Annotated in this window: 18 protein-coding genes; 11 read left to right on the forward strand and 7 right to left on the reverse strand. The window is 33.6% G+C overall.

Translation table 11 applies throughout. The features are described from left to right. Positions 1-71: 71 nt before the first annotated feature. Complete coding sequence (gene mfd, locus ACZ098_RS06930) at positions 72-3,362, forward strand: transcription-repair coupling factor (protein ID WP_487311212.1); 3,291 nt, start codon at positions 72-74, stop codon at positions 3,360-3,362. Positions 3,363-3,423: 61 nt separating this feature from the next. Here the strand turns inward: mfd and ACZ098_RS06935 are convergent, their stop codons facing one another. The 4 genes from ACZ098_RS06935 to ACZ098_RS06950 form a co-directional block, all read right to left on the reverse strand. Further along, positions 3,424-4,977: a DUF4394 domain-containing protein gene (locus tag ACZ098_RS06935; protein ID WP_487311014.1), complete on the reverse strand. Its 1,554-nt coding sequence runs from the start codon at positions 4,975-4,977 to the stop codon at positions 3,424-3,426. A 146-nt stretch (positions 4,978-5,123) separates the two neighbouring features. Next, positions 5,124-7,295, reverse strand: coding sequence for a M12 family metallo-peptidase (locus tag ACZ098_RS06940; protein ID WP_487311015.1), 2,172 nt, complete (start codon positions 7,293-7,295; stop codon positions 5,124-5,126). Between the two features lie 81 nt (positions 7,296-7,376). Beyond that, positions 7,377-7,736, reverse strand: coding sequence for a YraN family protein (locus ACZ098_RS06945; RefSeq protein ID WP_487311016.1), 360 nt, complete (start codon positions 7,734-7,736; stop codon positions 7,377-7,379). Between the two features lie 87 nt (positions 7,737-7,823). Next, entirely contained in the window at positions 7,824-8,783 is a 960-nt protein-coding gene (locus ACZ098_RS06950; RefSeq protein WP_487311017.1) for a S66 peptidase family protein, read from the reverse strand. A 490-nt stretch (positions 8,784-9,273) separates the two neighbouring features. Between ACZ098_RS06950 and metG the strand changes: the two genes are divergently transcribed. The 5 genes from metG to ACZ098_RS06975 all read left to right on the forward strand — a co-directional run bounded on the left by metG (position 9,274) and on the right by ACZ098_RS06975 (position 15,093). Continuing rightward, complete coding sequence (metG, locus tag ACZ098_RS06955; RefSeq protein ID WP_487311018.1) at positions 9,274-11,361, forward strand: methionine--tRNA ligase; 2,088 nt, start codon at positions 9,274-9,276, stop codon at positions 11,359-11,361. A 13-nt stretch (positions 11,362-11,374) separates the two neighbouring features. Next, positions 11,375-12,793 (forward strand): hypothetical protein, encoded by a 1,419-nt coding sequence (locus ACZ098_RS06960; RefSeq protein WP_487311019.1) that lies wholly within the window; start codon positions 11,375-11,377, stop codon positions 12,791-12,793. After that, positions 12,790-13,479: an HAD family hydrolase gene (locus ACZ098_RS06965; protein WP_487311020.1), complete on the forward strand. Its 690-nt coding sequence runs from the start codon at positions 12,790-12,792 to the stop codon at positions 13,477-13,479. Before ACZ098_RS06960 ends, ACZ098_RS06965 begins: the two co-directional genes overlap by 4 nt. An 88-nt stretch (positions 13,480-13,567) precedes the next feature. Then, entirely contained in the window at positions 13,568-14,194 is a 627-nt protein-coding gene (locus ACZ098_RS06970) for a CatA-like O-acetyltransferase (protein ID WP_487311021.1), read from the forward strand. Next, on the forward strand, positions 14,194-15,093 hold the full coding sequence (locus tag ACZ098_RS06975; protein ID WP_487311022.1) for a histone deacetylase family protein: 900 nt from the start codon (positions 14,194-14,196) through the stop codon (positions 15,091-15,093). The genes ACZ098_RS06970 and ACZ098_RS06975 overlap by 1 nt, the downstream gene beginning before the upstream one ends. Positions 15,094-15,151: 58 nt before the next feature. On the opposite strand, the gene ACZ098_RS06980 is transcribed toward ACZ098_RS06975, so the two are convergent. Together ACZ098_RS06980 and ACZ098_RS06985 are read right to left on the reverse strand one after the other, a co-directional pair. Further along, positions 15,152-15,586: an HRDC domain-containing protein gene (locus ACZ098_RS06980; protein WP_487311023.1), complete on the reverse strand. Its 435-nt coding sequence runs from the start codon at positions 15,584-15,586 to the stop codon at positions 15,152-15,154. 8 nt (positions 15,587-15,594) lie between these two features. Further along, a complete protein-coding gene (locus ACZ098_RS06985) occupies positions 15,595-15,927 on the reverse strand; it encodes a single-stranded DNA-binding protein (RefSeq protein WP_487311024.1) in 333 nt (110 codons plus the stop codon). Between the two features lie 185 nt (positions 15,928-16,112). Between ACZ098_RS06985 and ACZ098_RS06990 the strand changes: the two genes are divergently transcribed. The 4 genes from ACZ098_RS06990 (at position 16,113) to ACZ098_RS07005 (ending at position 20,083) form a co-directional block, all read left to right on the forward strand. Further along, positions 16,113-16,385 carry a hypothetical protein gene (locus ACZ098_RS06990; RefSeq protein WP_487311025.1) on the forward strand — a complete coding sequence of 91 codons (273 nt, stop codon included), beginning with the start codon at positions 16,113-16,115 and terminating at the stop codon, positions 16,383-16,385. A 137-nt stretch (positions 16,386-16,522) separates the two neighbouring features. After that, on the forward strand, positions 16,523-16,873 hold the full coding sequence (locus tag ACZ098_RS06995) for a hypothetical protein (protein WP_487311026.1): 351 nt from the start codon (positions 16,523-16,525) through the stop codon (positions 16,871-16,873). Between the two features lies 1 nt (position 16,874). Continuing rightward, positions 16,875-19,262 (forward strand): M20/M25/M40 family metallo-hydrolase, encoded by a 2,388-nt coding sequence (locus ACZ098_RS07000; RefSeq protein WP_487311027.1) that lies wholly within the window; start codon positions 16,875-16,877, stop codon positions 19,260-19,262. Between the two features lie 2 nt (positions 19,263-19,264). Beyond that, positions 19,265-20,083 (forward strand): NAD(P)H-binding protein, encoded by an 819-nt coding sequence (locus ACZ098_RS07005; protein ID WP_487311028.1) that lies wholly within the window; start codon positions 19,265-19,267, stop codon positions 20,081-20,083. A gap of 46 nt (positions 20,084-20,129) precedes the next feature. On the opposite strand, the gene ACZ098_RS07010 is transcribed toward ACZ098_RS07005, so the two are convergent. Next, positions 20,130-22,184 (reverse strand): M13 family metallopeptidase, encoded by a 2,055-nt coding sequence (locus tag ACZ098_RS07010; protein ID WP_487311029.1) that lies wholly within the window; start codon positions 22,182-22,184, stop codon positions 20,130-20,132. 141 nt (positions 22,185-22,325) lie between these two features. Here ACZ098_RS07010 and ACZ098_RS07015 point away from each other — a divergent pair, with 141 nt between their 5' ends. Beyond that, positions 22,326-23,021 carry an SCO family protein gene (locus ACZ098_RS07015; protein ID WP_487311030.1) on the forward strand — a complete coding sequence of 232 codons (696 nt, stop codon included), beginning with the start codon at positions 22,326-22,328 and terminating at the stop codon, positions 23,019-23,021. The last annotated feature ends 24 nt before the right edge of the window (positions 23,022-23,045 follow it).

Raw genomic sequence — 23,045 nt, forward strand, 5'->3', positions numbered from 1 at the left:
CTTCCTTGAGTAAATCTTCAGTAATTGCTTCCTACCAAAAATCGGCTAAAGTTCAACTTTTAGCCAACGAAATTCAACAACGTGATGCCAAGGTAAATGCCAGAGGTTTATTGGGTTCATCGCTTTCATTTGTAATTCAATCGGTATTTGAAAAATCAGAATTACCTTTTCTCTTATTGTTTAACGATAAAGAAGAAGCGGCTTTTCACCTCAACGATTTAGAAAATTTAATCAATTCTGAAGACGTGCTTTTTTATCCGGGATCGTACCGAAGACCTTACCAAATTGACGATGTAGATAATGCCAATGTTCTACTTAGAGCCGAAGTTTTAAACCGAATAAATTCTAGAAAAAAACCCGCTATAATTGTTTCTTACGCTGAAGCTATTTTTGAAAAAGTAGTTACTCGGAAAGAATTAGAAAAAAATACATTTAAGATAGCCGTTAACGACAAGTTGGCCATCGATTTCATCAACGAAGTCTTGTTTGAATACAATTTCAAACGTGTCGATTTTGTTACGGAACCAGGAGAATTCTCGGTGCGTGGTGGAATTGTAGACGTATTTTCGTTCTCAAACGATAATCCGTACCGAATAGAATTTTTTGGAAACGAAGTAGATTCCATTAGAAGTTTCGATGTAGAAACGCAATTATCAATCGAAAGATTGAAGAAAATTGCCATCATTCCGAATGTTGAGAATAAGTTTTTTGAAGAAAACAGAGAAAGTTTTTTAGAATACATCAACGAGAAAACGGTAGTTTTTATTCAAAATACCGAACTTTTAGTACAGCAACTCGATCGTGCATTTGTTAAAGCCAACGAAGCATTTGAAAAATTATCTAAAGAAATAAAACACGCCAAACCCGAAGAAATATTTGTAAATAAAGAACAATTTCTTAAAAAAGCCAATCATCTTACGGTTGTAGAATTGAGTAATTCACCAATATTTACTATTGACAAAACGATCAAATTCGAAATAAAACCGCAGCCATCCTTCAATAAACAATTTGATTTACTGCTGAATAATCTTAACGAAAATCACTTTAACGGAATTAAAAATTACTTGTTTTGTTCCAATGAAAACCAAGCCAATCGCTTTAAAGAGATTTTCGAGGATATTGACGAAAACAACCACGAAGACAATTTAAAAAAATACAAGTCAGTTGTGTTATCGCTTCACAGCGGATTCATTGACGAAGAAAACCAAATTGCTTGCTACACCGATCATCAAATTTTTGAACGTTACCACAAATTCAATATCAAAAATGGTTATTCGAAAAAGCAAACCATAACCTTAAAAGAACTAACCTCGCTTTCGGTTGGCGATTATGTAACACACATTGACCACGGAATTGGAAAATTTGGTGGATTGCAGAAAATTCAGGTTGAAGGAAAAACTCAAGAAGCTATAAAATTGGTTTATGCCGATAACGATATTGTGTACATTAGTATTCACTCGTTACACAAAGTTGCCAAATTCAACGGCAAAGATGGTGCGCCACCTAAAATATACAAGCTTGGTTCTGGTGCGTGGAAAGCGTTGAAACAGAAAACCAAAGCTCGAGTTAAACACATTGCATTCAACTTAATACAATTATACGCCAAGCGAAGATTAGAAAAAGGATTTGCTTGCGCGCCTGACAGTTACCTTCAAAAAGAATTGGAAAGTTCATTCATTTATGAAGATACACCAGACCAAATTACTTCAACACGCGATGTAAAAAACGACATGGAAACCGACCGACCAATGGATCGACTGGTTTGTGGTGATGTAGGATTTGGTAAAACCGAAGTAGCCATTCGTGCTGCTTTTAAAGCCGTTGACAACGGAAAACAAGTAGCAGTTCTAGTTCCAACAACCATTTTGGCATACCAACATTTCCGTAGTTTCTCCGAACGATTGAAGGAAATGCCTGTGTCAATTGGTTACCTCAACCGTTTTAGAACCGCCAAAGAAAAAGCCGAAACTATAAAACAACTAGCTGAAGGAAAACTAGACATTATTATTGGTACACACCAATTGGTAAATAAAAACGTGGTTTTTAAAGATTTGGGATTGTTGGTTATAGACGAAGAACAAAAGTTTGGTGTGAATGTAAAAGACAAACTCAAAACGATTTCTGCCAATGTAGATACGCTAACATTAACTGCTACACCTATTCCGAGAACACTTCAATTTTCGTTAATGGCAGCACGTGATTTATCAGTAATTACAACACCGCCACCTAACAGATATCCTATAGAAACCAATGTTGTTGGCTTTAATGAAGAGCTAATTCGCGATGCAATTTCGTATGAAATTCAGCGCAACGGACAAGTATTTTTCATTAATAATAGAATAGAAAACATAAAAGAAGTTGCCGGAATGATTCAGCGTTTGGTTCCAGATGCACGAGTTGGAATTGGTCACGGTCAAATGGACGGTAAAAAACTGGAAGAACTAATGTTGGCTTTCATGAACGGCGAATTTGATGTTTTGGTAGCCACTACAATTATCGAAAGTGGATTGGATGTGCCCAACGCCAATACTATTTTTATAAATAATGCTAATAATTTTGGACTGTCCGATTTGCATCAAATGCGTGGTCGCGTGGGTCGAAGTAATAAAAAAGCATTTTGTTATTTTATCTGTCCACCGTATTCTGCTATGACAGAAGATGCTCGAAAACGAATTCAGGCATTAGAACAATTTTCAGAATTGGGAAGCGGATTTAATATTGCTATGAAAGATTTAGAAATTCGTGGCGCTGGCGATTTACTTGGTGGCGAACAAAGTGGGTTTATAAATGACATTGGATTTGATACCTATCAAAAAATCATGAATGAAGCCATTGATGAATTGAAGGAAAACGAATTTAAGGAATTGTATCCAACCGAAAACGACATTGACAACAAAGAATATGTAAAAGATTTACAAATAGACACCGATTTCGAGTTGCTTTTCCCAGATGAATACATCAACAGTATAACGGAACGACTGAATTTATACAACGAACTGAGTTTGATAAAAGATGAAGAAACGTTATTGAAATACGAGCAAAAACTTATCGATAGATTTGGTGCTTTACCAAAACCAGCGATTTCACTTTTAAACAGCATCCGAATAAAATGGATGGCAACCCAACTCGGAATTGAGAAACTCATCATGAAGCAAGGCAAATTGGTTTGTTATTTTGTATCCGACCAACAAAGTGATTATTATGCTTCGAAAAAATTTCAAAAAGTACTTCAATTTGTTCAAAAACAGTCTCATTTGGTAAAAATGAAAGAGAAACAAACACCAAACGGATTGCGATTATTAATGACTTTTGAGAATGTAAAAAGCATTAACAAAGCACTGGAAATGATTAGTTTAATATAACTACAAATAAAAAAAGCCTTGTGAAAAATCACAAGGCTTTTACATAACTAACCTATTTTATTTAGAAACCTAATCCAACTGCCATTGCTGTTGGTTGCACATTAAAGTCAGATACTTTTGTAGCTGCTCCAGTTGCTAGGTTGATAGAGTAAATTGCTGTAGCATTATTTACTTTTAATAAAGCAAATGCTGCATTGCTGCTTCCTCCAATATCGAAACCGCTGTTCGCATCAACATCAACTCCCAAAGGTCCTACTGCAACTAAAGTACCGTTATTCGGTGGATTTTGAGTATACAACATATTAGTTTCAGAATCTATAACATACAAAGTGGTTGTTGTAGATGAAGCAAAATTATTAGTGTAAGCTGCTCCGTTTACAGATGGAGTACCTGGATTTAAGTTACCGTCAGTAAATGCTACTGTTCCTAAATCTGGGTGTAATCTTAAATTTTGTCCTGTATTACTTACCAATCTAATACGATCAACTGTTGGATTAAAATCAAAACCAAATGAAGTACCTGCTAACGCTGGTGACAAAGTTGAACCAACTTGTGCAACAGCACCAGTAGCAGTATTTATTGTTAACATTCTACTTTGATTAGTCACTGCATACAATTGTCCTCTTACTGGTCTAAAATCTAAACCTACTACCGTTTCACCTGCCATTAAACCAGTCATTGCAACCGTTGTAGATGAAGCATTTGTTGGGTTAAAACGAACTAACTCATTAGATGCAGTAGTTGCGAAAGCGATTGGATTAGTTTTGAAAGCTATACTTACTACTGGTGAACTGAATGTACCAATATCTGTAGCTTTACCAGTAACTAAATTAATTTTATATAATTTAGATTGATTGTTGTTGAATGTAACAGCAAGTGCTTGTGAATTATCTGTTAAAATATCCATATCACCAACACCTTGGAAATCTACTGTTAAGTTTCCAACTTCTTGTAACGCTCCATCATTTGGTGGATTTTGTATGTACAATTTATCTGATTGGAAATCGATGTCAAACAACATAGTTGTTGCTGCACCAGAAACACTATTAGTATATCCTACAGCTCCAACACGTGGAGTAGTTCCACCATTGATAGCGCCATCAGTAGCAACAACAGTTCCTAATTCTGGATGTAAACGTAAATTTTGTCCGGACTCAGTTACTAAACGAATTCTATCTACCGTTGGATTGAAATCGATAGAAGCGTTAGCACCATCTAATGCGGGTGTGAATGCTGCAGTTCCTAGTGGTGTTGCCAAACCAGATTGCTCGTTGATGATGTACAATCTACTTGAAGAACCTAGCGCATACAATTGACCTGTTGCTGGTCTATAATCGATACTTAATAACATTTCATTAGCAGGTAAACCTGTAACTGGTGTAGTAGATAATGCAGTTGATAAATTTTTGGTATTGTACTTTACAATTGAATTGTTATTAGACAATGTTGTAATGTTAATTTGTGGTGTAATTACCGTTGGCGGTGGCGGTGGTGGCGGTGGTGTAGGAGTTGTTGAATTATTTTCATCATCATCACTACAAGATGCTGCTGAAAATACTAATGAAGTAGCTAACATTAGTGCTAGTACTCGAAATGTGTAGTTAAATTTTTTCATATTTAATAAGATTTTTTTGTTCATACTTTAAATACGTTGAAAAAACTGGTCTGGATTTTGTAAAAAGTTAAAAAAAAGTTAAAAAAAACATAACTTAACAAAAAATCCGCCAAAAGAGGCGGATTTCTTTAACTTATTTAAGGAATTTACATCTTCAATACTTTGAAATTAACTTCTTTTTCATCAAAAAACAATTTGAAAAAATAGGTTCCTTTTGCAAATCCTGAAATATCGACCGAAGTATTTAGTTCATTAAGCTTTTTGTTATATAACAATTGACCAGCAACATTGTATACAGCTACAGATGTGATGGAACTTTTAGAAATTATATTCACAACATCCGATGTTGGATTAGGATAATAGGTAAAATCAATTATCGAGTTAGCACTCAATCCTAGAGTTGCACAAGAAGTATTTGCTACAAATCCACTATCAACTACGCCTTGATCTGAAAAAAAACGAAGTGTTAACGAACCATCTGGTGCTGTTGAAGTAAAAGGTCCAGGAATAGTTGTACCTGTTGAACCACCAACATTCATCAATTCGGCATTGGTAGAATTACCATTGTGAACATAAATGTAGTCGTAATCCAACTCTAATGAAAATGCCGAAAAACTTAAAGTAATTGCTTGTCCAGCAGTTTGCGGAATCATCACTCTTACACTGTTCTCTTCGTTAGTATAATTTCCTGTTACACCACCTGTGTCACTTATTGTAGTTCCAGCACAATAATTGGTTGACGTTACAAAAATAAGTTCTCTACTAGATGATACCAAACCTGTTGTACAAGTTGGTCTTACCTCGACTACATAGTAGGAATTTGGAATCAAACCAGTAGCAGTAAAAGTATTTGTTGTAACTGTTGTGAAAGAAGTTGGTGAACCTCCAAATAGATAAACTGCAACCTGCCAAGAACTGTATCCACTAGTGATTGGCCACGATATTTGAGCCGAAGTTGGAGTCACACTAACCATTGTTACAGAAGCTATAGTATTGATACAAGTATTGATACAATCGGTGCTTAGACACTGTCCGTTATTTACTGCATTTAAAATTCGTGTAGTTGGCTGCGGACCAAAACCATTGTTGAAATTAATACCTACGCCAGAAACTAAATGACAATAACTCATTATAGTACCTTTCTCTATAGTTGAAGGAATTGGACCAGTTGCACAATTACCCTCAGTATAACCAGCTTGTTGTCCGCAACCATCGATTGCAGTATTATTTCCGTTCCAAGAACATGCATGCGTATGACGCGAACCTAACAAATGTCCAAACTCATGAGCAATAACCATAATCGTAAACGAGTAGGTTGGAACTGTATTGTATGAAAAACTCACGTCTGAATAACTAAAATTATTTTGAGAACAAAGACCATTTATTCCAACAGCGACGCCACCTAAACCACCAGGATCAATTCCTAGTAATTGTCCAAGATCTCCATCAAAAACTGGACGAATTGAGTTGAACTGATATAAATAATCTGAAGAACCAGTTCCAGAGTATGGATCTTGTGTCGTCCAAATAAACATTGATTTTAAGGAAATGGTAATACCATCATTCGTATATAATGTTTGTACATTATTAAAAACCGATGTTAACCAATTAGTTGTGGTTGTAGTATTACTTCCATTACTTGTATACAAATTATAATCCAACTCGAAATACATAGTTACGCATCGCGTACTGTTAGCATTTCTTCCTGCATCCGAATGTGTTTCGTTAGAATGATCTGAACCATCATCTTTCACAGCACACTGAAAATCATTTGATATTTTCAAATTTTGATCGGCATATACGATATAATTTTCAACGTTGTTGGATTTATCTAATTTACCAACTACCACATTACTCAATCCGGTTGCCGATACAACTCCATTAAATTCATTGTTGAAAAAATTAAAAGAGGCTACCGACGTATAATCACCTTTTACAATTCCTCTATAATAAACTCCTTTTTCATAAGGGATATTTTGACTTTTATCTGAATCAACGTGAAAACCTTCTGCGAACAAGTCAACTTGGTACAATTCTATTTTTAAAATTTCATTGTTGTAAGGTATGTCTAGCTCTATAATGCTTGGTTTACTAGCAACTATTTGATTAAGAACAGCAAGGTCAACGTTTGCAAAAGTAGCGTTTGAAACCACATTATTTATTGCATCACTAGGTAAGTCTTGCGTGACATTTAAAACTTTAAAGTTTCTAAAAATAGCTTTCTCACTTTGCAAACTTTGTATTCTTTTAGCAATATTATTTTGAGAAAAAAGCAAAAAGAAACTGAACAATGAGGCAATTGTTAGTATTTTTTTCATAGCATGTAGGTGTTTTTGGCAAAAATAATGCAAATAGTTTAAATATAATTCAATAACTATAAATTTATACGTTGTTCAGATTTAAAAATGAAAAAATGCATCTTCAATATGCTCTATTGAAAACTCTTTATCTTCTTTGCTTATTGCAATAATGTCAAATCTAACAGTTAAATCTAAATCATTGGAAATCACATATTCATTTACGGCTTTAACCAAGAGCTGGATTTTTTTTGGTTTAACAAAATCCTGCGGCAATCCAAAATCAATTGACGACCTGGTTTTTACTTCAACAATGGCAAGAACAGCATCTTTTCTAGCAATAATATCGACTTCAGCTTTTTGAAAAACCCAATTAGTTTCTAAAATTTCATAGCCATTTTTTTGCAGGTATTCTACAGCAAGTTCTTCTCCTAGCTTTCCTAAATCGTTGTGATCTGCCATATTTAATACCTATTATTCTGAATTTATTTCAAAATTTTTTAAAAGTTGTTAATCGAAGAAGATGAAATAAATTCAGCATGACAAAACTTATTCAAAAACTACTTTGCTCTCCAAATCATTCACTTCCATAGAAATTTGTCTACCAAAAATCAATGCGCGATTATCGGCCATATGACCTGCTGGGAAATTATAAATCACAGGAATATTGTAATTTTTAGTTACATCATCAATAATTTGCAAGGCATCTTTTCCCCAAGGAATGTCATTGTCTTTCATTTTGGTCATTCCGCCAACGATTATTCCTTTTAAACTTTCTAGGCAACCGTTTCGTTTTAAGTTGATCATCATTCTGTCAATGTGGTATAAATATTCGTCCAAATCTTCTATAAACAAGATTTTATCCGAACAATCTATTGCCGATAGTGAACCAAACAAACTGTACAAAATGGATAAATTTCCACCAACCAATTCGCCTTTTGCTTTTCCTAATCGATTCATGTTTTCACACGGAACGGTGAATTCTAAAGGTTCTCCAAATAGTGCTTTTCGTAACGTTTCTTTCGCTTCTTCAGATGCTTTGGAACTCACAGGCATAATGCCGTGGATCGAGGCAAAACCCATTGTATTTAAATGACTGTGTAAAACCGTGACGTCGCTAAAACCAACAATCCATTTTGGTGATTGTTTGAACTTTGTAAAATCTAATAAATCAATCATTCGCACAGTTCCATAACCACCGCGAACACACCAAATTGCTTTGATATTTGGATTATCCAATTGCGTTTGAAAATCGGCTGCACGTTGTTCATCAGTTCCGGCGAGTTGGTTGTTGTCTAAACCTATGGTAGTACCAATTACAACTTCTAAACCCCAATTTTTTAACCAAGAAATGGCTGGCTTTAAATTGTCATCAATATTTTTTCTAGCTGTTGCAACTATGGCAATAGTGTCGCCTTTTTTTAGATATGGAGGTGTAATCATCTTTTTTTGAGCTTGGATGTTGATTGAGAGTAAAGAAAATAGGATAAACAATATAGATTTTTTCATTTAGGATTTTAATCTTTAGCAAATGTAAAAATTTTTTCACACGAATTTCACGAATTTTCACGAATTGGATTGTCATTAAGATTTCACGAAAATCTACTAAAAGCAATTTGAATAATTGAAGTGCTTAAAAAAAATCACCACAAATTTCAGCAAATTTCAGCAAATTGAACGATGTTTAAATTTTGAGAAATCGGCTGAAAGCAGATATGAATTTGTGCAATTAATTAAGCATTTTTTAATTCGTGCAAATCGTGTCAACTTCTATATTGCTTTCTTGAAAAAGATCAAATTTAATTCTACCAAAAAGTTCTTCTGAAAACGATTGCCCTAGCCCAGATTGAAGCGGCATCCTTTTTATACCTGTCAGGTTTCTAAAAACCTGACAGGTATAAAAAGATATAGCGGAAAGCTGGAAAAAGCTTCAAATAAAAAACTTATAAACTATAGATTCTATTGCTTATTTTTGCAAAATATATATACAGAATTTAAAATGTTAGAAAATACAACCCGAGGCTTTGCCGAACAGAGCGAAGCTAAAAGATATACAATTACTGCTGCCTTGCCTTATACAAATGGTCCGATTCATATTGGACATTTGGCTGGCGTTTATGTTCCGTCTGATATTTATGCGCGTTATTTGCGACTGCAAGGAAAAGATGTAGCGTTTATGTGCGGAAGCGATGAACACGGCGTTGCGATATCGATGAAAGCCAAAAAAGAAGGCATTACGCCGCAAGAAGTGATCGATAAATACGACGGAATCATTAGAAAATCCTTTCTAGATTTCGGAATATCATTTGATAATTACTCTCGAACTTCGTCTAAAATTCATCACGATACGGCGCAAGAATTTTTCAGAAAATTGTATGACAACAACGATTTTATCGAAGAAGTTACCGAGCAATTGTATGATGCCAAAGCCGATCAGTTTTTGGCAGATCGATTTGTGGTTGGAACTTGTCCGAAATGTGGCAACGAAGAAGCATACGGCGATCAATGTGAAAAATGTGGTTCGACGTTAAATGCTACAGATTTAATAAACCCGAAATCGACAATTACTGGTGAAACTCCGATTTTAAAATCGACAAAACACTGGTTTTTACCTTTAGACCGATACCAAGATTTTTTACAAAAATGGATTTTAGTAGATCACGCTAAAGATTGGAAAGACAACGTTTTAGGACAAGTCAAATCGTGGTTGAATGACGGCTTGAAACCTCGTGCAGTTACGCGTGATTTAGATTGGGGAATTGACGTTCCAGTGGAAGGAGCAGAAGGAAAGAAACTTTATGTATGGTTTGACGCGCCAATTGGATACATTTCGGCAACCAAAGAATGGGCTGCAAGAGAAGGAAAAAACTGGGAAGATTACTGGAAAAAAGACGATACCAAACTGGTTCATTTTATTGGAAAAGACAATATTGTTTTTCATTGCATTATTTTTCCAGCGATGTTGAAAGCCGAAGGAAGTTTTATCTTACCAAATAATGTGCCTGCGAATGAATTTTTGAATTTAGAAGGAAACAAACTTTCTACTTCTAAAAACTGGGCAGTTTGGCTGCACGAATATTTACAAGATTTTCCAGATAAGCAAGATTCATTGCGTTATGCCTTGACATCAAATGCACCAGAAACTAAAGATAACGACTTTACGTGGAAGGATTTTCAGGCGAGAAACAATAACGAATTGGCTTCTATTTTTGGAAATTTCATCAATCGTGTTGTGGTTTTGACAAACAAATATTACGACGGAATAGTTCCGACTCCAAACGAATTTAGTGATGTTGACAATCAAACTTTAGCCGAATTAAAAGCCTATCCAGCAGTAATTTCTTCTTCAATAGAGCGTTACAGATTTAGAGAAGCACAAGGCGAAATGATGAATGTTGCTCGTTTAGGAAATAAATATTTAGCCGACGAAGAACCATGGAAAATGGTAAAAACGGACCCTGCTAGAGTTCAAACGCAAATGTATTTGGCGTTGCAAATTGCATCGGTTTTAACAACCCTATGTGAGCCGTTTTTACCGTTTACTTCTAAAAAATTGACAAAAATTTTAAACATTGAAGTGAACGATTGGAATTTGGAATTTGGAAATTGGAATTTAACAACCGCTGGACATAAAATTGGTGAGGCCGAAATATTATTTTCTCAAATAGATGATGCCGAAATTCAAAAACAAATAGACAAACTAGAAGCTACCAAAGTAGCCAATAAAGCCGAAAACGCCGTGATAGAACCGCAAAAAGAGACAGCAACTTTTGAAGATTTTTCGAAATTAGATTTACGTGTTGGAACCATTATTGAAGCTGAGAAAATGCCAAAAGCCAACAAACTTTTAGTCTTGAAAGTCGATACTGGAATGGATGTAAGAACAATAGTTTCTGGAATTGCAGAACATTTTTCGCCAGAGGAAGTGGTTGGAAAACGAGTAACCGTTTTGGTGAATTTAGCACCTAGAGCATTGCGTGGCGTTGAAAGTCAAGGAATGATTTTGATGACGAATTTACCTGATGGAAAATTAGTTTTTGTAAATCCAGATGTTGACGGAGTTTCTAATGGCGCAATTATAAGTTAATTAATAAACTAATATGAAAGTATTATTTTTACTGTTTACGGTTTTTTTTGGATTAAAATCAGCTAGTCAAGAATTGGTAAAATCGTTGAATTTAAACCTTGACAAATCTACCGAAGCTTTTCAAATTATTGATGAAGAAACAAACGATATAAATTTATTTTTAAACAATAAGAAAACAATAACATCTTTGCGTTTAAATGAAAAAATGATGATTCTTGATTCTTTAAGCGCTGATAAACCTGACAAAAATGCTCAAGTTTTAGGAACAGTTGTTTTTGAAAGAAAACCAACGGTATATTGGTCAATTTCTAATCAAAAAAAAATCATTTCGCAAACTTTTGATTTTCAAAGTTCTAAAACTACTAGTGCTACTTTTGATTTAGCTTTTAAAAATGAAGTTTATCTTAAAGCAATATCGGTAAAAAATCGCTTTGTTGTACTTTCATTACTTAAAGATAAAAATGCTCTTAAATTATATTTACTGAATACAAATGGAAATTTAGAAACAAAAGAAATTAATTTAGATGGGCTTCGATTATATCATCGTTCTACATTATTAGATACTTTTGAAGAAGCTTTTGATCCGTTGGAGAGTTCATATTCGTTGGAGTTAATCGATTCTAAAAGTCCGATTTCTTTATCTCAAAGCGCAAAAAAAAGAAAATGTTATGTAAATAACAACCAGATAAAAATAAGTATTGACACTGACGTTACTTATACTCATCTCTTTACAATTGATTTAGAAAAATACAGCATAGTAGGAAAAACCTATCAAAACACTCCTAACAAATTTTTTAACACTTCCGAACTTAATTCAAATTCTTTTTTAAAAGACGATAAATTGTATCAAATTAAAACAAGTTCTTCAAAAGCTATTTTTACAATCAAAAATCTAGATGATGCTGTACTTAAAGAGTATGAAATTACTAATGATAAACCAATAACATTTAAAAATTCGGAGGTTATTCAAGAAAATGGAAGCATTAATAATAAAAGAACTCTCACTGAAACTAGTCAATTTACAAGAAAAATAAACAACCTCAATGTTGGAATATCTCTTTACGAGACCAATAATCAGTACTACACCACTTTTGGAAGCGTCTCTGAAGTTAAAGAAAGCAAAGGTGTTTTTTATGGTGCAATGTTTGGAGCAGTAGGCACTCTACTTTATTATGCTGTAGCTAATCCAGTTTTAGAAAATTTTAACTCTTATGCCAATAGAAAGGTAGTTTATTTTGATAGTTTACTCGATCAAAATGGAAATCATATTCAAGGTGCCTTAAAGCCATTAGCGTTTGAGAAGATCAGGAAATTTTTATCCGATAAAAAGGACCTAACTTCTCACACGGTTTTTAAATTGGACACTTCTTATTATTTGGGTTATTTCGATGTTAAGTCAAAACAATATTCTATTTTAAAATTTAACGAATGAACCTAAAAGTAATAGCTTTCGATGCCGACGATACTTTATTCGTAAACGAACCTTATTTTCAAGAAGTAGAACAAAAATTCTGTGCCTTGATGAGCGATTATTTGTCGCATCAAGGTTTGTCGCAAGAATTATTTAAAACCGAAATTGCCAATTTAGAATTATATGGTTACGGAATTAAAGGTTATATTCTTTCGATGATTGAAGCTGCAATGAAAATTTCTAATAAAACCATTTCCATAGAAATTATTGAAAAAATTGTTGAATACGGAAAAGAGTTGCTTCAAAAACAAATTGAATTATTGGATGGAGTTGAAGAAACCTTGTCTGCATTGCATGGAAAGTACAAACTAATTGTTGCCACAAAAGGCGACTTATTAGACCAAAGAAGAAAATTGCACAATTCAGGATTAGGTCATTATTTTCATCATATTGAAGTAATGAGTGACAAGAAAGAAAACGATTATCAAGATTTATTGAAGCGATTGGAAATCAATGCCGATGAATTTTTCATGATTGGAAACTCACTAAAATCAGATATTTTACCCGTTTTAGAAATTGGTGGTTACGCTGTTCACATTCCGTTTCACACCACTTGGGAACATGAAAAAATAAGTCATAAAGTGGAACATCCAAAATTTAAAACTTTAGAAAAAATCACCGAAGTTTTACCTATATTATTAAAATAATTTTTTTTAAATCATTAAGAACGTTAAGAAAATTAGGGAATAATCTTAATGAAACTAATACCTTAATGGTTTAAATTTTGACTAGTATATGAAGCAAAAACTAAACCTCGAAACTTGGAATAGAAAAGAACACTTTTTGTTTTTTAAACAAATGCAAGAGCCTTTTTTTGGTGTTACAACAACAATAGATTGCTCAAAAGCTTATGCAAAATCCAAAGAATTGGGTGTTTCCTTTTTTATTTATTACCTTCATAAAACACTTCAAGCAGTAAATGAATTTGAATGTTTTCGATTTCGAATAATTGAAGATGAAATCTACATTTTTGATAGAATTGATGCTTCTGCAACCATCATGCGTGAAGATAAAACATTTGGTTTTTCGTTAATAGAATATGATGAAAACTTGAACTCTTTTGAAACTCTTTCCAAAACAGAAATTGATAGAATTCAATCCACAACCGGACTTTTTACGAGAGAATATCCAGAAAATTTAATTCACTTTTCAGCTTTACCTTGGGTAAATTTTACATCATTATCGCATGCGAGAAGTTTTACTTGGCCAGACAGTTGTCCCAAAATATCTTTCGGAAAAATGATAGATGAAAACGGTAAAAAAACCATGGCGATGTCGATTCACGTGCATCATGGTTTAATGGATGGTTATCATGTTGGACTATTTGTAAACCATTTTCAAGAAATAATGAATCAAGACTAATGATTCCTATTGCTTTTCATCCAAAATACAAACATCCTTTACCCGACGGGCACCGCTTTCCTATGCTAAAATATGAGTTGCTACCGCAACAATTGCTACATGAAGGAACTGCTGGCGCAAACGACTTTTTTGAACCTGAAATTATTGATGATAGTCATGTTTTAAAAGTACACACTTTAGAATATTTGAATAGTTTAAAGCAATTAACTTTAGACGCTAGAGCTGCTCGAAAAATAGGTTTTCCACTTTCTGCGGAATTGGTCGAACGCGAATTGCGGATAGCGCAAGGAACTTTGATGGGTTGCAAAAAAGCATTTAGTCATCAAGTGTCATTTAATATTGCAGGTGGAACACATCATGCTTTTTCTGGCCATGGTGAAGCATTTTGCCTTTTAAACGATCAAGCTATCGCAGCGCAATATTTACTAGACTACAAATTAGCATCTAAAATTTTAATCCTAGATTTAGACGTACATCAAGGCAACGGAACCGCAGAAATATTTAAAAACAATTGCAATGTTTTTACTTTTTCGATACATGGTAAATCCAATTATCCGTTTAAAAAAGAAACTTCTGATTTGGATATTGCATTACAAGATGATACTGATGATGCCACTTACTTATCTATTTTAAACGAAATTTTACCTCAATTGATAGCACAACAAAAACCTGATTTTATTTTCTATCTAGCTGGTGTCGACATTCTAGAAACTGATAAACTTGGAAAATTATCGTGTTCGCTTTCAGGTTGTAAAAAAAGAGACGAACTGGTTTTTTCTATTTGTAAACAACATGCAATTCCGGTACAAGTAAGTATGGGTGGCGGATATTCTCCAGAAATTAAAACTATTATTGAAGCGCATGCCAATACGTTTCGAATGGCAAAACACATTTTTTAAGATATTATCAAAAAAAGAAAAGACCTTCGGTTTTGAAGATCTTTTACTTTTTGATTATTTACTTTACTGCATGTACTAAAGCAATAATTTCGTGTCCGTATTTCTCAGATTTTAGCTCGCCAAAACCTTTAATTTTTCTTAGTTGAATTTTATCAAAAGGTTTTTTAATAGCAACATTTTTTAATTCTGAATTATGACTAATCATATAATGAGGTAAACTCAATTCTTGTGCTTTTTCGTTACGCCATAGTTTGAGTTTTTCAAAAAGGATTTCATCAGTTTCTGATAAAAGTATTTCTTCAGCTGCGGCAGCAACTTGAGTTTCAACCTCATTTTCATAATGAATTAAAACCGACCAGCAACTGCTTTCTGATTCGATAAAATGGGTGTCCGATTTTTTAAAAGTGACATTTTCAAGAAAATCGTTCAAGCTATTTTGATCAAATTCTAAAAAATCGGCATCCATTCGTATGGTAAATAATTTTACTTGCATCGCCTAAATTATTTTCCTAACAATAATATTTCATTGGCAACGACTTCTGTAATGTATCTTTTTTCTCCGTTTTTATCGTCGTAACTTCTGTGTGTAAGTTTTCCCTCAATGGCAATTTCTTTACCTTTTACTACATATTTCTCGATAATTTCGGCTGTTTTTCCCCAAGCGGTAATTCGGTGCCATTCGGTATTTTCGACCTTATCACCGTTTTCTTTGTAATATACGTCGTTGGTAGCAAGTGTAATATTTGCTAATTTTTTTCCTCCTTCAAGATTTTTGATTTCTGGCTCTTGTCCTACGTGTCCGATAAGTTGTACTCTGTTTTTTAATGCGTTCATGGCGTGTAAATTTAAATTGTTATTAAATGATTTATGATGATTGTTGTTTCAAATCAACGATGCAAAGTTGTGACGATTGGCAAATAGTATTCGGTACATAACCATTTAATTTCGGTTGTAATTGTTTGTAAACGTTTGTAAATGGAAATTTATTTATATATTTGATTGATTTTAAAAGAATTACGATGAAATATTTTTGCCTAATATTTTTTTACTTATTTTGTTCTTGTTCAGTAAATAATGAAGATTTAGAGGATTATATGTGGAAATTTTCTGGTGGATTGTATCTCGGTGATGTATTAAGAGTAGATTTTAAGACATTAAAAAATGACACTATTTATCAAAATAACCAACCAAAATATTTTATAAAAACATCTATTGGTTATTTTGGTTATCCAACTGAATTGATAATAAAAGATATTGAAAGTGGTAAAGAAGGACGTTATGTTGGAAAATAATATTTAAACAAGACCAAAATAATCTAGCCCTGATTGCAGTGAAAAGCTCGCGATTTTTCATCGCGACTTGAACGTAAAGCAGGAATAGGGTTGATAAAAATGCCCAAACCAATTGCTCCTAAAAAACTTTGAGAACTATGAGTAAAAACTGTTTAGAATGCAACGAAAAAATTGTAGGCCGCGAGGACAAAAAGTTCTGCAGCGACGGTTGCCGAAATGCCTACAACAATAAAATGAACAAAGACAGTAACAATTATATGCGCAATGTGAATAACAAATTACGAAAAAACTATCGCATTTTGGTGGAAGCTAATCCCGATGGAAAATCGAAAATAAGCAAAACTAAATTGCTGAGTAAGGGTTTTGACTTCGAGTTTTTTACTTCGGTTTTAAATACCAATACTGGAAATACGTATCATTTTATATACGACCAAGGGTATCGATTTCTAGATAATGATTTTTATATGCTGGTAAAAAAAGAATATTAGGATGCAAAAAAAATATACTTCTGTTTACACAATTCTGATTTTATCGGCTTTGATTTTTGGCACTTTTTTCTTTATGATGCCTCAAGGTTATGATACTACCGAAACATCGCTTTCGAAATTTTCTACCAAACGTGCTTTGGAAAAAGTGAAAGAAATCGCTGCGCAACCGCATTATGTTGGCTCTAAAAATCATGAAGTTGTAGCGCAATATTTGTTGAAAGAGCTACAAAACCTTGGGTTACAACCGAGCTTTCAAGAAGGTTTTACAATGACCGAAAAAGGTACGTTGGTATTTAGTAAAAACATTGTTGCTAAAATAAAAGGTTCAGATTCTAAGAAATCATTATTATTATTGTCGCATTATGATTCGGCGCCACATTCTTTTTCGAAAGGCGCTAGCGATGATGCCAGTGGTATTGCGACTATTTTAGAAAGTGTACGCGCATTTTTGCACACTAAAACCAAACACAAAAATGATATCATCCTACTTTTTACCGATGCTGAAGAGTTGGGATTGAATGGCGCGGCACTATTTGTTACGCAACATAATTGGGCAAAAAACGTTGGATTGGCATTAAATTTTGAAGCAAGAGGAAGTTCTGGTCCGAGTTATATGCTCATGGAAACTACTAAGGGAAATGCTAAAATGGTAGAAGCTTTTAGCGATGCCAATGTAGATTTTCCTGTAAGTAACTCCTTAATGTACAGCATTTACAAAATGTTACCCAATGATACCGACTTGACTGTTTTTAGAGAAAAAGGTGGTGTTCAGGGATTTAATTTTGCTTTTATTGACAATCATTTTAATTATCATACAGCGCAAGATTCGTATGAAAATCTTGATCCGAGAACTCTTGCGCATCAAGGTTCCTATTTGGTTCCGTTACTGAATTATTTTAGTAATGCTTCGATATCATCTTTAGAATCTGACACTGAACGCGTTTATTTTTCAGTTCCATTTACTTTAGTTAGTTACCCATTCACTTGGATATTGCCGTTGCTTATTATAAGTTTCGGATTGCTATTGATTTTTACTGTTATTGGATTAGGAAAGCACATTTTAAGAATTGACGAAATCATAAAAGGATTTGTACCTCTTTTTGGAGCATTGCTTGTTTCAGGTTTTATTGCTTTTATAGGATGGAAATTGCTACTAATATTCTACCCACAATACAACGACATTCTTCACGGATTTACCTACAACGGACACGATTATATTCATGCATTTGTAAGTAGTACTTTGGCTATCTGTTTCTTGTTTTACAAAAATACCGGAAAGCGAAATCCAGAGATGAACCAACTCATTGCACCACTACTGATTTGGATTTTATTAAATATTGGAATTGCAATAAAATTGCAAGGTGGTGCCTTTTTATTACTTCCAGTTATTGCTGCCTTATTGGCTTTAGGATTTTACACGATAACCCAAAAATCCAATTGGTTGATAAATTGTATCTTATCACTTCCTACTTTACTTATTATAGTTCCGTTTGTACAAATGTTTCCTGTTGGTTTAGGTTTAAAAATTCTGGTTGGAAGTGCCGTTTTAACTGTGTTGAGTTTTACATTACTACTGCCGTTATTTGGTGCTTTCGAAAAGAAAAAAAGTTGGGCATTATTTTTTACAATTCTCGGAATCGGATTTTTTATTAAAGCACACTTATCATCTGGTTATGAAGTTGGTAAAGCTAAACCGAACAGCTTGGTTTATTTGCTAAACGGCGATACAAACAAGGCGTATTGGACAACTTATGATAAAAATCTAGATGCTTGGACCAAAAATTATTTAGGTGAAAAACCGCAAAAAGCAACCTCATTAAACGCTAATAAATTGTATAGTAAATACGGTTCAGAATTTACCCTGATGCATAATGCTCCGACCAAAAACATAGCAAAACCAACAATTCAATTTGTACAAGATACTATTGTTGGAAAACTTCGTAGATACAAAATTATAATTGTTCCCAACCGAAAAGTGAATCGTTATGATATTTTTTCGAATTCTAAAATTAGTAATTTGAAAGCCAACGGTGTACAAGCAATAGATTTAGAAAGTAAAATTTCGGGTAAAACAAGTAATAAGATTTTAAGCTATTATGTGGTTGACAACATTCCGCTTGAATTGGAATTTTCGACCGATAGCAATACCAAATTAGATATGAATGTGATGGAAAGTTCATTTGACTTACTTACCAATAGCAATTTCAAAATGATTCCTAGAAAAAATTGGATGATGCCTACACCGTTTGTGTTAACCGATGCTATTATAATTCAGCAAAAAATAAAACCAACTATAAAAACTGCTAGTGTAGTTTCAAATTTACCATCAAAAGTTAGATTTGCAAATAAACAAGATAGTTTAAAAATTACAACAGACACAATAAAATAATCATGCAAATAAGTATTTTAGGTTGCGGTTGGCTTGGATTGCCATTAGCAAAATCGCTCCTTGAAAAAGGGTTTCAAATTAATGGATCAACTACTTCGGACGATAAAATTATTGTCTTGGAACAAGCAAAAATTACAGCGTTTAAAATAAATTTATTCGAAGATAAAATTGACGGAAAAATTGAAGATTTTTTAAAAGATTCTGAAGTTTTGATAGTAGATATTCCTCCGAAATTGCGAGGCGATTCGAATGAAAACTTTGTTGGAAAGATAGAAAATTTAGTTCCATACATAGAAAAATCTTCTATAAAAAAAGTTGTGTTTGTAAGTTCAACAGGAGTTTATGCTGATGCATCTACATTGCCGATATTTACAGAAAATGACTTGCCCATTCCAGATACAGAAAGCGGTAAGCAATTATTGAAAGTCGAATCATTGTTGCTAGAAAACAGTAATTTTGAATCAATAGTTATACGTTTTGGCGGATTGATAGGCGAAGATAGACATCCAATAAAATTTTTATCTGGAAGAAAAAATATCGAAAATCCAGATGGACCAGTTAATTTAATTCACCAAAAAGATTGCATCGGAATTGTGGAAACTATCCTCCAAAAAAAGGAAAACGAAAAAGTAATTTGGAATCAAGTGTACAACGCAGTTTATCCTTTTCACCTTACTAGAAAAGAATATTACACCGAGAAAGCTGCTGAACAAAACTTGGTTTTACCCGAATTTTCATTTGAAAAACAATCGGTAGGAAAAACTATTTCAAGTTTCAAAATTGAAGAAAAGCTGCAGTACAAATTTGTAAAAAAAGTATAAAAAAATGGCGCGAAATTCGCGCCATTTTTATTTTCGTTTTGGAATATTACCAAATTCTAACTCTCTTCTCTGGAGCAACGTACATTCCGTCACCTTGCTGAATACCGAATGCTTGCACAAAAGTATCCAAATTTATTAACGGTACGTAAGCACGATACATTGCTGGTGAATGCGGATCGGTTTTAACTTGATTTTTCAAAGCTTCGTCTCTGATTTTTCCTCTCCAAATAGTTGCCCAAGAAATAAACAATCTTTGTTCTGGCGTATAACCATCTATTAAACCTGGATTTCCATTTTCTTTTAAATACAATTGCAAACCATCATAAGCTGCATTGATTCCGCCTAAATCTCCAATGTTTTCTCCTAGAGTAAATTTACCATCTACTTTGGTTCCTGGTAACGGTTCTAAAGCTGAATACTGATCGGCTAACGCACCACCAAGCGCCGTGAATTTCGTTAAATCTTCCGCTGTCCACCAATCGATAAGGTTTCCATCTGCATTGTAACTTGCACCTTGATCGTCAAATCCATGAGAAATTTCGTGTCCAATTACGGCACCAATTCCGCCATAATTTACAGCTTCATCTGCCTTATAATCATAAAATGGTGGTTGTAAAATTGCAGCTGGAAACACAATTTCGTTATACGATGGATTGTAGTAAGCGTTTACCGTTTGTGGCGACATACCCCATTCTGTTTTATCAACAGGTTTATCTAACTTTTCAAGATCTTTTTTCCACTGCCATTTTGAAATACTTTTTACATTATCAAAATAACTTCCACCTTCAGAAGGACTTGTAATTGCTAAAGCAGAATAGTCTTCCCATTTATCTGGATAACCAATTTTTACCGTAAGCTTGTTCAGTTTTTCTACCGCTTTAACTTTGGTTTCTGGCGACATCCAAGTTAGGTTATTGATTCTATTTTCATAGGCACGCATCACGTATTTAATCATTTTAGAAGCTTTTTCTTTAGCTTCGGCAGGAAACATTTTTTCTACATATAGTTTTCCTAAAGCTTCACCAACTGTACCATTTACAACTTGTAATGCTTTTTCATTTCTTGGCCTTTGTTTTAAAGCACCGGTTAATGTTTTTCCGTAAAACTCCCAATTGGCAGTTTCAATATCGGTAGATAACTGACTTGATGCACCGCGAAGTAACATCCAACGCATGTAAGCTTTCCAAGAATCTACTTTATTTTCAGATAAAATAGTTTGCAAAGCTCCAATATATCTTGGTTGCGATACGATTATGGTATCCACTTTTTTAAATCCAATTCCTTTTAGGTAGGTATTCCAATCGACAATTGGTAACATTTTTTGCAAATCGGCTACCGATGTTGGATTGTATTGTTTTTTACTATCGCGACGTTCTACTCTATCCAATCTTGGTTTTGACATTTGAATTTCTAAAGCCAAAATTTTCTCAGCATTTGCTTTAGCTACTTCAGGTTTGTCGCCCAAAAATTGTAACATCTTGGCAACATGAAGTACATATTTATCTCTTTTCTCTTTAGAATCTTTGTCTTCAGAAACATAATAATCACGATCTGGTAAACCCAAACCACCTGGTCCAAGACTTACCACATTTCGGTTACTGTTTTTCTCATCAGCACCAACTCCTACTCCAAAAAAACCAACTCCACCACCTTGAGCTTCGGTTTCCATCATCAGTTTTTGTAAATCTTTAGCGTTTTTTACAGCATCGATTTTAGCTAAATACGGTTTTATTGGATTAATTCCTTGTTTGTTTCTCGCTACAGTATCCATAACCGATTTGTACATACTGATGGCTTTGCCTTGATCGGTATTGGACTTGTATTTTGGATTTTTAGTTGCTTCGTTTAAGATGGCAAGTGCATCTTTATCTGTATTTTGTCGCAACTCGTCAAAGCTACCCCAACGTGTTTTGTCGGCTGGAATATCAGTATTTTTTAACCAAGTTCCGTTTACAAACTTGAAGAAATCATCGCTTGGCTTCACCGATTTATCCATTAAATCAAGATTGATTCCTGGATTTTTTTGTTGTGCATTCGATTGGTTTATTGCAAATAAGCTGGCAACAAGCAAACCAAATTTTAAATTAGTTCTACTATTCATTAATTGAGTTTTTAGATTGTTTTTACAAATCTATTTATTTTTACGATAAACTAATGTTAAATTAGCTATAATTACAAAGTTTTACTGCGTGCGTTGGTAAAAATTACAAAAGGAGTTTTGTAACTTTGCAAAAAAATTACAATGCTTTCTATTTTAAAGAAATATAAAATTTTCATCGGTTTTTTCGTCATTTTTTCTATCGTAACTGTTACTGCTTTTTATATGGTTTTGAAACCAAAAAAAATGCTTCCAATTTATAATCCGAGTGATGTAAATCCGGAGTTGGTAGATTCTACCGTACAATATGTTGCCAATAATCATAGAATTCCTGATTTTAAATTTACCAATCAAAATGGAAAAACGATTACTCAAAAGGACTATGAAGGAAAGATTTATGTTGCCGATTTTTTCTTTACGACGTGCAAAAGTATCTGTCCAAAAATGACCAATAATATGGCTTGGTTGCAGGAACAATTAAAAAATAATCCTAAGGTAATGTTGCTTTCGCACTCGGTTACACCGGAAATTGACACGGTTGAAATCTTGAAAAAATACGCATCAGAAAAAGGTGTGATTGATAGTAAATGGAACTTGGTAACTGGAGATAAAAAAGACATTTATTATATTGCAAGAAAATCCTATTTGGCGGTAAAAACTGGCAAGCCCGAAGAAATGTATGATATGGTGCATACCGAAAATTTTGTTTTGGTAGATTCTAAAAAACGAGTTCGCGGTTTTTATGACGGAACCAATCTTGATCAACCGACAGAAAAAGGAATTAAAAATGTTAAGCAATTGTTGGAAGATATTTTGTGGTTGTGTGAAAACGACAAATAAAAGAGAAAGACAACGGCTGATTAG

It is taken from the genome of Flavobacterium sp. SP2, assembly GCF_057626655.1.

What these genes read in the sequence shown, in the direction of transcription:
- ACZ098_RS07015 (WP_487311030.1), top strand. Translation starts at nt 22,326, where the DNA reads ATGCTTTCTATTTTAAAGAAATATAAAATTTTCATCGGTTTTTTCGTC.
- ACZ098_RS07000 (WP_487311027.1), top strand. Translation starts at nt 16,875, where the DNA reads ATGCAAAAAAAATATACTTCTGTTTACACAATTCTGATTTTATCGGCT.
- ACZ098_RS06965 (WP_487311020.1), top strand. Translation starts at nt 12,790, where the DNA reads ATGAACCTAAAAGTAATAGCTTTCGATGCCGACGATACTTTATTCGTA.
- ACZ098_RS06985 (WP_487311024.1), bottom strand. Translation starts at nt 15,927, where the DNA reads ATGAACGCATTAAAAAACAGAGTACAACTTATCGGACACGTAGGACAA.
- ACZ098_RS06960 (WP_487311019.1), top strand. Translation starts at nt 11,375, where the DNA reads ATGAAAGTATTATTTTTACTGTTTACGGTTTTTTTTGGATTAAAATCA.
- ACZ098_RS06995 (WP_487311026.1), top strand. Translation starts at nt 16,523, where the DNA reads ATGAGTAAAAACTGTTTAGAATGCAACGAAAAAATTGTAGGCCGCGAG.
- metG (WP_487311018.1), top strand. Translation starts at nt 9,274, where the DNA reads ATGTTAGAAAATACAACCCGAGGCTTTGCCGAACAGAGCGAAGCTAAA.
- ACZ098_RS06935 (WP_487311014.1), bottom strand. Translation starts at nt 4,977, where the DNA reads ATGAAAAAATTTAACTACACATTTCGAGTACTAGCACTAATGTTAGCT.
- ACZ098_RS06980 (WP_487311023.1), bottom strand. Translation starts at nt 15,586, where the DNA reads ATGCAAGTAAAATTATTTACCATACGAATGGATGCCGATTTTTTAGAA.
- ACZ098_RS06970 (WP_487311021.1), top strand. Translation starts at nt 13,568, where the DNA reads ATGAAGCAAAAACTAAACCTCGAAACTTGGAATAGAAAAGAACACTTT.
- ACZ098_RS06940 (WP_487311015.1), bottom strand. Translation starts at nt 7,295, where the DNA reads ATGAAAAAAATACTAACAATTGCCTCATTGTTCAGTTTCTTTTTGCTT.
- ACZ098_RS06990 (WP_487311025.1), top strand. Translation starts at nt 16,113, where the DNA reads ATGAAATATTTTTGCCTAATATTTTTTTACTTATTTTGTTCTTGTTCA.
- ACZ098_RS06950 (WP_487311017.1), bottom strand. Translation starts at nt 8,783, where the DNA reads ATGAAAAAATCTATATTGTTTATCCTATTTTCTTTACTCTCAATCAAC.
- ACZ098_RS07005 (WP_487311028.1), top strand. Translation starts at nt 19,265, where the DNA reads ATGCAAATAAGTATTTTAGGTTGCGGTTGGCTTGGATTGCCATTAGCA.
- ACZ098_RS06975 (WP_487311022.1), top strand. Translation starts at nt 14,194, where the DNA reads ATGATTCCTATTGCTTTTCATCCAAAATACAAACATCCTTTACCCGAC.
- ACZ098_RS07010 (WP_487311029.1), bottom strand. Translation starts at nt 22,184, where the DNA reads ATGAATAGTAGAACTAATTTAAAATTTGGTTTGCTTGTTGCCAGCTTA.
- ACZ098_RS06945 (WP_487311016.1), bottom strand. Translation starts at nt 7,736, where the DNA reads ATGGCAGATCACAACGATTTAGGAAAGCTAGGAGAAGAACTTGCTGTA.